A 9,619-nucleotide genomic window follows, 5' to 3' on the forward strand; every position below is an offset into this window, starting at 1 on the left:
CTCTTCGAAGGTTCGAGTTCCGGCCGTCGACGCCGGTCAGATGGGCTGGGGGTGCCCGAAGAGGAGGTCGTAGCCGGGCGGGAGCTGGATCAGGACCTCGCGCATGAGGACGTCACCCGCCGCTGCGGCCACGGTGGAGAGGACCGCGCCGATGTCCCACAGGGCCGTCTTCTCGGTGGCGCCCTCGATCCAGGCCGCGGTCGCGCGGACGAAGCGTTCGGGTGAGAGCGGTTCGGCGGCCTGCAGGGGATTCAGAAGGATCAGGGCGTACGTCTCGGGGAGCCGGGCGGCGAGCTCGGCCCGCACGGTGCCGACCAGGTGCGCGCCCAGTAGGGCCAGGACGACGCGCGCCGCCCGTTCGGCTTCCGGCAGGGTCGTGTACTCGCCGCGTTCCTGGACGTGGGCCAGGAACGCCTCCCTGCGTATCGACATCACGTCACCTCCGGGGAGGGGTGAAGGGGCGAGGGGCGCGGAGGACGGGGTGCCGGAGGGGGATCGGTTCCCCGTCCTCCGCCGCTTTGGGGCCGATCAGCCGGAGATCTGCTTGCGGCCGGATTCGCCGCCGATGCTGATCTTTCGCGGCTTGGCGCGCTCGGCGATCGGGATCCGCAGGGTCAGGACGCCCGCGTCGTAGTCGGCTTCGATGTGCTCGGTGTCGAGGGTGTCGGCCAGCATGATCTGGCGGGAGAAGACGCCCAGGGGCCGCTCGGAGAGCTCCATCTGCACTCCGTCGGACTTCCCCGTGGGCCGACGCTCGGCCTTCACCGTCAGCATGTTCCGCTCGACGTCGATGTCGATCGCCTCGGTGCTCACACCGGGGAGGTCGAAGGCGATCACGTACACGTCACCCTGACGGTAGGCGTCCATCGGCATCACCGACGGCTTCGACCACGTGCCAGACGTACCCGACAGCTGCTGGACGATCCGGTCCATCTCGCGGAACGGGTCGGTGCGCATCAACATCGCGAAACACCTCCAGTTGGTTCAGGCAGAAACTGCCAATGCGCTTCAACGTGCCTCCGTTGTAACATGTCATCGAAACGATGACAAGTAAGCAGTCATCTGGAGGATGACAAGCCAACGGAGAGTCCCATGAACGAGGCCGAACGCGAGGCCACCCCACCGCCCACCCAGGTCCCCTTCCTCGCCGCCGCGGCGGCACTGGAGACCATCGACCAGGCCCTGCGGGACGCGCAGCGACCCTCCGCAGCACCAACGACGGCCCCGACGGGGCGCGCGCCGGACCCGGGTCCACACCCGGCCCTGGCCGCGCTGTTGCTGCTGCGCGAGGTCCGCGAGCAGCTCGCCGACTGGGAGAGCGGGCTGATCGAGACCGCCCGCGGGCGGGGCGCGAGCTGGGCCGACCTCGCGGGCCCGCTCGGGGTCGCCAGCCGCCAGGCCGCAGAACGGCGCTACCTGCGGCTGCGCCCGGGAGCGGTCGGGAGTACCGGCGAGCAGCGCGTCCAGGCCACGCGCGACACGCGCGCCGCCGACCGCACGGTGACCACCTGGGCCCGCGACCACGCGGCCGACCTGCGCCGTCTCGCCGGCCAGGTCACCGCTCTGACCGATCTCCCCGACGGTGCCGAGGGCGCCGTCGGCGACCTGAACCTGGCCCTCGCCGCCGACGACGCCGCCCGCCTCGTCCGCCCTCTGATCGACACCCGTGCCCACCTGCGACCCGAGGACACCGAGCTCGCCGAACGCATCGACGCCCTGACCCGGCACACCGACCGGCTCCGCCAGGAAACCCACGACCAGCGAAGCACCTGACCCGCCCCTCCCCCGAACCGCCGACCGGACCACGGGCTTCGGGGGCCACGACACGAACCCAGGAGTGACCCACCATGGCCGAACGCCCTTCCCCGGAGGCCGGCGGCAACGCCATCGCCGTGGAAGTCCTGGAGCACGCCGTTGCCATCAGGCCCTCGGGCGAGATCGACATCGAGACAGCCCCCGCCCTGCGGTTCGCCCTCGCCGAAGCCCTCACCCACGCCTCACCGGCCAAGCCCGTGACGGTCGACTGCAGCCGCGTCTCCTTCTGCGACTCCGCCGCGCTCAACGCACTCCTCGCTGCCCGGCGCGCAGCACAGGAGACCGGAACCGTCGTTCGCCTGGCAGCCCCCAACCACCAGCTCCTGCGCCTCCTGGAGATGACCGGCACCCTGCCCCTCTTCCCCGCGGACCACGACCCGCCGCCCGGCGACCGCTCTTCGGAGGGATGGCCGGACGGCCTGCCTCACTAGGCACACCGGTCGCGTACGGGCGCCGCCCATCACCGGCGGGGACGGTCGCCTTCCGGGGCCAAGCCCCTGCCACCGACCAGGACCGAACCCCCAGGCCGCCCTCGCCGAGGTGGGCTGGAATGGGGGTGACGCTGCTTCGGGGCTATCCGGTCCGAAGTTTGGCGTGCTCGCGGAACGTCTGCTTCGCATGGCGCAGGACCCGGCCGGTGTGGCTACGGGGCCCCGGCCGGGTCCTGCTTGCGTGGGGCAATCCGTCGTCCTACCCCACGTGCACTGTCACATGTGCCCGGTTGCGCGTCCTGCTGGGTGCAGCGGGTGGGTGACCCGGTGGGCAGTACGGCGGCGTCGGCGTGCGCGGCTCCTGCTCTGCCCTGACCATGGGCCCGTACTGTCCCTCCCCCTGTCCGTCAGGAGTCTCTCGTGCTGGAACGCGCCGTGCGCAAGAACCGCGCCAAGGTCACCTTCGTTCTGCCCGCCGACATGCCTGCGGCCGAGGTGAGCGTGGTCGGCGACTTCAACGACTGGTGCCCCGGCGTGCACCCTCTTACCCTCCGCAAGGACGGCAACCGCGCGGTCACCGTTGAGCTGCCCACCGGCAGCAACCATTCCTTCCGCTACCTGGCCGCCGACGACTACTGGTTCAACGACGACACCGCCGACGAGCACGACGGCCGCAACAGCCGTATCCGCACCTGATCGCGTCTGGCAAGTGCTCTCCTAGTCCTGGCAGCTGCCGTCCTGGGCGATGAAGCCGGCTCCTTCTCCGCATCAACCTTCACGGCGAGGCCTCCCACTCCATGCGGAACGCGGAGGGTAATCGCCCTGGTTCGTGACTAGCCGGGCCGCTTCCACGACAGTGCCGTGGCCGACGAGCTCTCGGACGTGGGCGGCGCTGCGCAGCTGGGTAGCGGAAGTAGTGGCGGAGGACGCAGGCGAGCGGAGCGGGTGATCAGACAGGCCTGGAGAGCAAGAGGGGGCGGAACGAAAGGAGGGGCCCCGGTGCGTTCAGCACCGGGGCCCCGAAGGAACTGCTACACCATCTGCCGGCCCTAGTTCTGCGCCGGCCTACTGTCTCCGCCGACCCGTCCGAACGGGGACAGGCTGTGCGGGGATCGCGGTTGCTCGACCGGAGACCACCTCACTATCGATGTCCTGCGGTACCCGGACTCAAGACTTCCGCCCGGGCGATCCTGATGGCGCCTCAACTCCTCCATTCTTCCCTCGGCGATCAACTGCTTACCAAACGGGAGAGACTGCAACTGCGGGTTACTGCGGTACTGCGTACTGCTGGTGGCCTGCTGCAGCGCCACTTTTCGGCAGCCAGCCCCGTTGCCCATCCTGCGACTGCTCTGGCTTAGAACCCCACTGCCGAACTTCCCGGTGTGCGCATCCGCAGCCGACGCCTTCACCGAGGTGCTGCTCACTACTTCACTGCTGGGTACTGCTCACGGCGGCCCCTGATCACTGCGGGTCACCCGGTCCGGTCGTCAGTCCCGTCGCCGTCCTGCGACAACCCTGGCTTCGGAACTCCACCACCGCACCGTCCTGCGCACTGCAACTGCGGGTACTGCTGCCCGGCAGTTCGTCTCTGCCAGGCCTTGCTGTCTCTCTGGGCTACGAGAGAAACCATAACCACGTCACAGCCCAATGTCTACTCCGGCCATCATAGATTTTCGTGCCCGCCGAGGAGAGCTAGACGTTCGCGGTCGGACTGGATGCGCAGAGCAGCCTGCACAGCAGGTCAGGGGTTCGGGCCCCGTTTCCTGTGCGGCCATACCGGTGGATTCGGCTGGCCCATGGTCACCGCATCGCACGAGCAACCGGTGTCGTCACCCGTCGGGGCTCCGGCGGGAAGGCGGTGAGTGCACTTCTCGACCGGTAGTGCTACCGGTCGAGAGGACGGGACGACTGGTGCATAAGATCGGCTCTCATGTCGAAGCCTGACGAGCTGCTCGTTGACGTTGCCACCCTGGTGGAGTCAGGGCAAAGCAATCAGATGTCCCTGACCGTTGTCACCGGTGGCGCTGTCATCACCGGTCGGCTGGCACCCGAAGCCGTGTGGAGGCAGCGGGTGTCGGAGGTCCTGACGGATTCCGCCCGCCTGGGCGAGTTCGCCGCCATCTTCACCGCCACGACACCCCACGAGGGACCGCCCACTCATCTGCACTTCCATGTGGCCCGCATCCTTCAGGGCACGGTCGGGATCCCGGAGACGGGTGGGATGTATCGCGTCTCGATCGCGGAAGTCAGCGCCTGGACCATGGGCGACTTCAGCTACTTCGACCACTGACCGACATCGCGTAAGAAACCCCTGGGTACGCGGGAGGGCCCGACCGGCGTGTGCCGGTCGGGCCCTCCTCGCTGTTCGGGTGTCGGCTCGCGCCGGTCCTGTCCGTCAGACGGTCACCGGGATGCCGAGCATCTCGGAAGCCTGCTGGAGCGGGCTGAGGACGCGCCTGGGCGCGGCGGCCCGGGGGAGGCCGCGGCAGGTGAACCCGAGCTGGGTCATGGCCCGGAGGACTTCACCGGCGCTGAAGTCGCGGCGGTCCTGGCGCGTGATGACCTGACCGACCTGCTTGACGGGGTAGGTACGGCGCCCGACGATCACGGACTCGCCGACGACCTGCTCGGGCTTGATGCCCTTCATCGACTCCAGGACACCGCTCTTGGTCAGGTCGAACGGGAAACGGGCGATGACACAGCGCATGTTGCCTCACAGGAAGAAGAAGACGGGGACGGCCGTGCCGCGGTGAGGCGGTTCAGCGGGCAAGGGCGAGGACGCCCAGAGCACTGCCCTGCTCATCGACGACCGGCAGGGCATCGAGCCGGCGGTAGCGCATCGCGTGTTCGGCTTCGGCCATCGTGGTTGCGGGTGAGGCGACCGGCCCGCGGTTCCCCAGCAGGTCGCGGAGACGGACCCGGTCGGTGTACGCCGCGCTGTCGCGGATGGCGGTGAGCTGGGCCTGCGTGACCAGCCCAGTGCACAGGCCGTCCTCGTCGCAGACGAGCAGATGACCCGCGCGGGCGCCGGCCATGACGGCCAGGGCCACCTCGACCGTCATGTCGTCACATACCTGTGGACCGGCCGCCTCCATCGCGTCGTCCACCGTCCGGTGCACAGGGTTGGCGTTCGCCGAGCGGGGCTGCATCTGGACCAGCGTCAAAACGTACCTCCTGCAGAGATGGGTCAGTTTCCTGATCACGTGCTTCTCAGGCCGCCGCATCGAAGGCGGACTGCCGCACGCTCACGCGCCGGACCGTCGAGGCGGGCCGTCGCCTGCCGCGGGAGGCCGCGCTGCGCTTGGCGCGTTCGACGACGGGTGCGGTGATGACGACGGGGATGCCGGAGGGGGCTTGGGCGCCGGTGATCCGGTTCAGTGCCTCTTCGCCGGAGCGGACCTGGGTGGTCTGCGGTGTGATGCCGGCGGCCTGCATGAGGCGGGTCATGTCGCGGCGCTGGTTGGGAGTGACGAGGGTGACGACGCTGCCGGACTCGCCGGCGCGGGCGGTGCGGCCGCCGCGGTGGAGGTAGTCCTTGTGGTCGGTGGGCGGGTCGACGTTGACGACGAGGTCGAGGTTGTCGACGTGGATGCCGCGCGCCGCCACGTTCGTCGCGACCAGTACGGTCACGTGTCCGGTCTTGAACTGGGCGAGGGTGCGCGTGCGTTGGGGCTGCGACTTCCCACCGTGCAGGGCGGCGGCCCGCACTCCGCTGTTCAGCAGGTCCTGGGTCAGCCGGTCGACGGCGTGCTTGGTGTCCAGGAACATGATCACCCGGCCCTCCCGGGCCGCGATCTCCGTCGTCGTGCGGTGCTTGTCGGCGCCGTGGACGTGCAGCACGTGGTGCTCCATCGTCGTGACGGCGCCCGCGGACGGGTCCACCGAGTGCACGACGGGGTCGGTCAGGTAGCGGCGCACCAGCAGGTCGACGTTGCGGTCGAGGGTGGCGGAGAAAAGCATCCGCTGCCCCTCAGGACGCACCTGGTCCAGGAGGGCGGTGACCTGCGGCATGAAGCCCATGTCGGCCATCTGGTCGGCCTCGTCCAGGACGGTGATCGCGACCTGGTTAAGCCGGCATTCGCCACGGTCGATGAGGTCCTTCAACCGGCCGGGCGTAGCCACGACGACCTCTGCGCCTCCGCGCAGAGCTCCGGCCTGCTTGCCGATCGACATGCCGCCGACGACCGTGGTCAGGCGCAGCTTCACGGCGCGGGCGTACGGGGTGAGGGCGTCGGTCACCTGCTGGGCCAGCTCGCGGGTGGGGACGAGGACCAGGGCGAGGGGCTGGCGGGGCTCGGCGCGCTGCCCGGCGGTGCGGGCCAGCAGAGCGAGGCCGAAGGCGAGGGTCTTACCGGAGCCGGTCCGTCCGCGGCCGAGGACGTCGCGGCCTGCGAGGGTGTTGGGCAGGGTGGCTCCCTGGATCGGGAACGGCACGCTCAGGCCCTGCGCGCCTAGGGCAGCAAGCAGCTCCGCCGGCATGTCGAGGTCGGCGAAGGCCTCGACGGCGGGCAGCGCGGGAGTGATGGTCTTCGGCGGAGCGAACTCGCCCTGTACCGCTGCGGGTCGGCGGCCGTAGCCGCCCGAGCGGCGCGGACCTCCGGAACGGCTCGGGGCCGACGAGCTGAAGCGGCTGCCCCGCTCCGAACCGGCGGCAGCGCCGAAAGCGGGGCCGCCGGTGCGGCTGCGGGTGCGAGAGGAACGGTCGTTCGTACGTGTGCGGTTCATTCAGAACCTTTCCTTGATGCGGCGCGTATCAAGGAATTCCCGCAGCGAAACGCAGCGCAGGGAATCACAAGAACGGGCCGAATGGAATGCGAAAGCGACTCTGGCCAACAGAGATTCTGTACGGGCGCATGCGCTGAGATGAGGTGGCGTCACGGGGACGCGAAATCAAGAAATCGAGTGGGGTGAAGTGCCGAGCAGGCTGTAACCCTGAAATGCTTCATCCCGCAGGTGACACCGCTGCGGGAAATGCGTGCAGCTGGGGCCCGCACCCCAAGGGATGCGGGCCCCAGCTACGAAATGCGCGTCAGCGTCAGGCGGGAACGATGTTCTCGGCCGTCGGGCCCTTCTGGCCCTGCGCGATGTCGAAGGTGACCTTCTGGCCTTCCAGCAGCTCGCGGAAGCCCTGGGCGGCGATGTTCGAGAAGTGGGCGAAGACGTCGTCGCCGCCACCGTCCTGCTCGATGAAGCCGAAGCCCTTGGCCGCGTTGAACCACTTCACGGTGCCAGATGCCATGTCATATCTCCTTTGGGGCAGTACACCAGCATCCGCACCATACGGACACCGTGTCGCCGCGATGATGCCCCGCCGGAAAATGACCGGAAATATGAAGCACTCGAATGTGGCGCGGAGGCCGACTGGAGCGCTTGAAGTTTTTGGGTACCAAAACTGCAACCGAGACCGACAGTAGCACGCTGCAGCGGTTCGTGTGCGTTAAATATCTCCATCGTGTGCGGTGCGGAAAAACTCTCCCTGCGGGGTCCATTAAACTCTCTGACCGCGGGGATAGATATTGATTCCCCCCGAGTGCAGCGTTTCGCGAGCAAGGGCGTCCGCCAGCTGCGACGTGCAGTCCAGGGGGCGTGAGCCTGCGGGGTGGGTCCGCAGAGCCCTCCCGAAGGGATCCGCAGCTCGCAGGTACTCCATGACGGTCTCGGGGGTGCCCACGGCAAGGCGGCAGCGACCCGGCCCCGCACCGCTGCACGTCTGTTCCGCAGCGCCCGACCATCACTGCGGTCGTTCGCGAAGCCGCTCTCGCAGGTGGAGGAGAACCTCGGTGTCGGCGACGTTGACCAAGGCTGCCAAAAGGATCCGGATGCGAACATCATCGCCATCGTGTACAGCCCGCACGATGGCCTCGACGGAGGCGGCCGCCTCAGCGGTAAGGAATGATGGGCCGGCCGTGGTCCGCACGTGAACGGCAGGGTCATCCGTGCCCGGCTGCTCTGCCGGAGTGCCCTGCGCAGGGTCACTGTCTTCATGCACCGGCACCTGCGGGAACCTCCTGGCGAAATGGTCAGCCGAACCGTGATCCCAGTGGCCATCTCACTGGCACGGCCGGACCATGAGCCGCCCCCGAGCTCCGGTGTGCAGCTTTCTCCGAGACTGTCCCGCTGCGAGGCGTGGCACTCTCGTCGCGAGCACCATTGGTGGGGAAGGTGGCGCAGGTGATGGCTGAGTTGAAGTTCGAAACCGTCCGGTGCCCGCACTGTTCAGCCTGCCCGGCCACTGGGCAGGCTCGCACCATCGCCGCCGACCGGCGCCGGGTGACGGTGACGTGGCATGTCCCTTCCTGCCCGCACTACGCCGCCGATCGCGTGTTGGCGGGGAAAGAGGACTAGTGCCGGATCAAGCAACGTTTGCCCCGTCCTGACATGTCGCCCGGTTGCTACGCCGGGCGGCGCCAGACGCCCAGATGGTGCTGCTGTCAGCGCAGGGGATGCCGGTGGCGAAGATCGCTGAGGTGACGTTCACCAGCGTGGACCGGGTCCGCGATGTGATCCACAACTTCAACGCCGACAGCTTCGAGTCGCTCTATCCGAAGTACAAAGGCGGTCGGCCCAGGACGTTCACCCTTCCCGAGCGCCGTGAGATCAAGAAGACCGCCAAGTCCAAGCCGGTCGAGCACGGCCTGCCGTTCTCGACCTGGAGCCTGGCGAAACTGGCCGACTTCCTGGTCGCCGAGGGGGTGGTCGACGACATCAGCCACGAGGGCCTGCGCATCCTGCTCCGCGAGGAAGGCGTCTCCTTTCAACGCCTGAAGACCTGGAAGACCTCCCGCGACCCCGACCACGCGGCCAAGAAGGCCCGGGTCCAGCACCTCTACGCGATCGCCGACGGCGAGGTCATACCCGACGAAGGCGGGCCCGGAGTCATCTTCTGCATGGACGAGTTCGGCCCCCTCAACCTCCAGCCCCACCCCGGACGGCAGTGGGCCGAACGCGGCGGCCGGCACAAGGACCCCGACCGCGACACCGCCCCCGCAGGCGAGCGACCTACAACCGCCCGCACGGCGTCCGGAACCTGTTCGCCGCCTACGACCTGGCCAAGGACCAGCTCTACGGGCACATCAAGAAGACGAAGAACCGCTCGAAGTTCCTGGAGTTCTGCCGCTACCTGCGCTCGCTGCACCCGATGGACTTACGCATCGCGATCGTCTGCGACAACTACTCGCCCCACCTGACCACCAAGCGGTGCCAACGGGTCGGGACCTGGGCCGAGGCGAACAACGTCGAGATCGCCTACACCCCGACCAACAGCTCCTGGCTTAACCGCAATGCCGTTGACTTAGGGGTCTGGTGAGGGTGCGACAGCCGCAATGACCTGCAGACTTTCTGCCGGTCGACGGGTTGGCTGTGGTGGTTGCGGC

The 9,619-nt window shown here is 68.4% G+C and carries 11 protein-coding genes and 1 pseudogene; 6 read left to right on the top strand and 6 right to left on the bottom strand.

Annotation, left to right across the window (positions count from 1 at the left end; translation table 11 throughout):
• Positions 1-36 precede the first annotated feature (36 nt).
• Entirely contained in the window at positions 37-432 is a 396-nt protein-coding gene (locus ACIQK6_RS12940) for a DUF2267 domain-containing protein (RefSeq protein ID WP_266594581.1), read from the bottom strand.
• A 96-nt stretch (positions 433-528) separates the two neighbouring features.
• Positions 529-963 (bottom strand): Hsp20/alpha crystallin family protein, encoded by a 435-nt coding sequence (locus ACIQK6_RS12945; protein WP_202197780.1) that lies wholly within the window; start codon positions 961-963, stop codon positions 529-531.
• Between the two features lie 129 nt (positions 964-1,092).
• Here ACIQK6_RS12945 and ACIQK6_RS12950 point away from each other — a divergent pair, with 129 nt between their 5' ends.
• The 4 genes from ACIQK6_RS12950 to ACIQK6_RS12965 all read left to right on the top strand — a co-directional run bounded on the left by ACIQK6_RS12950 (position 1,093) and on the right by ACIQK6_RS12965 (position 4,536).
• Positions 1,093-1,773 carry an HSP18 transcriptional regulator gene (locus ACIQK6_RS12950; RefSeq protein ID WP_329099982.1) on the top strand — a complete coding sequence of 227 codons (681 nt, stop codon included), beginning with the start codon at positions 1,093-1,095 and terminating at the stop codon, positions 1,771-1,773.
• Between the two features lie 74 nt (positions 1,774-1,847).
• Positions 1,848-2,246 carry an STAS domain-containing protein gene (locus ACIQK6_RS12955; protein WP_329099981.1) on the top strand — a complete coding sequence of 133 codons (399 nt, stop codon included), beginning with the start codon at positions 1,848-1,850 and terminating at the stop codon, positions 2,244-2,246.
• A gap of 420 nt (positions 2,247-2,666) precedes the next feature.
• Positions 2,667-2,942, top strand: coding sequence for an isoamylase early set domain-containing protein (locus ACIQK6_RS12960; protein ID WP_329099980.1), 276 nt, complete (start codon positions 2,667-2,669; stop codon positions 2,940-2,942).
• 1,234 nt (positions 2,943-4,176) lie between these two features.
• On the top strand, positions 4,177-4,536 hold the full coding sequence (locus tag ACIQK6_RS12965; protein ID WP_402694780.1) for a hypothetical protein: 360 nt from the start codon (positions 4,177-4,179) through the stop codon (positions 4,534-4,536).
• A 105-nt stretch (positions 4,537-4,641) separates the two neighbouring features.
• Here the strand turns inward: ACIQK6_RS12965 and ACIQK6_RS12970 are convergent, their stop codons facing one another.
• The 4 genes from ACIQK6_RS12970 to ACIQK6_RS12985 form a co-directional block, all read right to left on the bottom strand.
• Complete coding sequence (locus ACIQK6_RS12970) at positions 4,642-4,953, bottom strand: SCO5918 family protein (RefSeq protein ID WP_329099976.1); 312 nt, start codon at positions 4,951-4,953, stop codon at positions 4,642-4,644.
• Between the two features lie 52 nt (positions 4,954-5,005).
• Complete coding sequence (locus ACIQK6_RS12975; protein ID WP_329099975.1) at positions 5,006-5,410, bottom strand: CBS domain-containing protein; 405 nt, start codon at positions 5,408-5,410, stop codon at positions 5,006-5,008.
• Between the two features lie 46 nt (positions 5,411-5,456).
• Positions 5,457-6,971, bottom strand: coding sequence for a DEAD/DEAH box helicase (locus tag ACIQK6_RS12980; RefSeq protein WP_329099974.1), 1,515 nt, complete (start codon positions 6,969-6,971; stop codon positions 5,457-5,459).
• 310 nt (positions 6,972-7,281) lie between these two features.
• Positions 7,282-7,485 carry a cold-shock protein gene (locus ACIQK6_RS12985; RefSeq protein WP_030647895.1) on the bottom strand — a complete coding sequence of 68 codons (204 nt, stop codon included), beginning with the start codon at positions 7,483-7,485 and terminating at the stop codon, positions 7,282-7,284.
• Positions 7,486-8,010: 525 nt separating this feature from the next.
• Here ACIQK6_RS12985 and ACIQK6_RS12990 point away from each other — a divergent pair.
• Both ACIQK6_RS12990 and ACIQK6_RS12995 read left to right on the top strand, forming a co-directional pair.
• Positions 8,011-8,142 (top strand): hypothetical protein, encoded by a 132-nt coding sequence (locus ACIQK6_RS12990; RefSeq protein WP_266594573.1) that lies wholly within the window; start codon positions 8,011-8,013, stop codon positions 8,140-8,142.
• Positions 8,143-8,665: 523 nt separating this feature from the next.
• Positions 8,666-9,525, top strand: a pseudogene (locus tag ACIQK6_RS12995) (IS630 family transposase); the annotation flags it as partial.
• Positions 9,526-9,619: the final 94 nt, after the last annotated feature.

It is taken from the genome of Streptomyces sp. NPDC091682, assembly GCF_044756625.1.
Classification (GTDB): domain Bacteria; phylum Actinomycetota; class Actinomycetes; order Streptomycetales; family Streptomycetaceae; genus Streptomyces.

Excerpts from the sequence above, each read along its gene's own strand:
- ACIQK6_RS12940 (WP_266594581.1), bottom strand. The coding sequence starts at position 432 with ATGTCGATACGCAGGGAGGCGTTCCTGGCCCACGTCCAGGAACGCGGC.
- ACIQK6_RS12945 (WP_202197780.1), bottom strand. The coding sequence starts at position 963 with ATGTTGATGCGCACCGACCCGTTCCGCGAGATGGACCGGATCGTCCAG.
- ACIQK6_RS12950 (WP_329099982.1), top strand. The coding sequence starts at position 1,093 with ATGAACGAGGCCGAACGCGAGGCCACCCCACCGCCCACCCAGGTCCCC.
- ACIQK6_RS12955 (WP_329099981.1), top strand. The coding sequence starts at position 1,848 with ATGGCCGAACGCCCTTCCCCGGAGGCCGGCGGCAACGCCATCGCCGTG.
- ACIQK6_RS12965 (WP_402694780.1), top strand. The coding sequence starts at position 4,177 with ATGTCGAAGCCTGACGAGCTGCTCGTTGACGTTGCCACCCTGGTGGAG.
- ACIQK6_RS12970 (WP_329099976.1), bottom strand. The coding sequence starts at position 4,953 with ATGCGCTGTGTCATCGCCCGTTTCCCGTTCGACCTGACCAAGAGCGGT.
- ACIQK6_RS12980 (WP_329099974.1), bottom strand. The coding sequence starts at position 6,971 with ATGAACCGCACACGTACGAACGACCGTTCCTCTCGCACCCGCAGCCGC.
- ACIQK6_RS12985 (WP_030647895.1), bottom strand. The coding sequence starts at position 7,485 with ATGGCATCTGGCACCGTGAAGTGGTTCAACGCGGCCAAGGGCTTCGGC.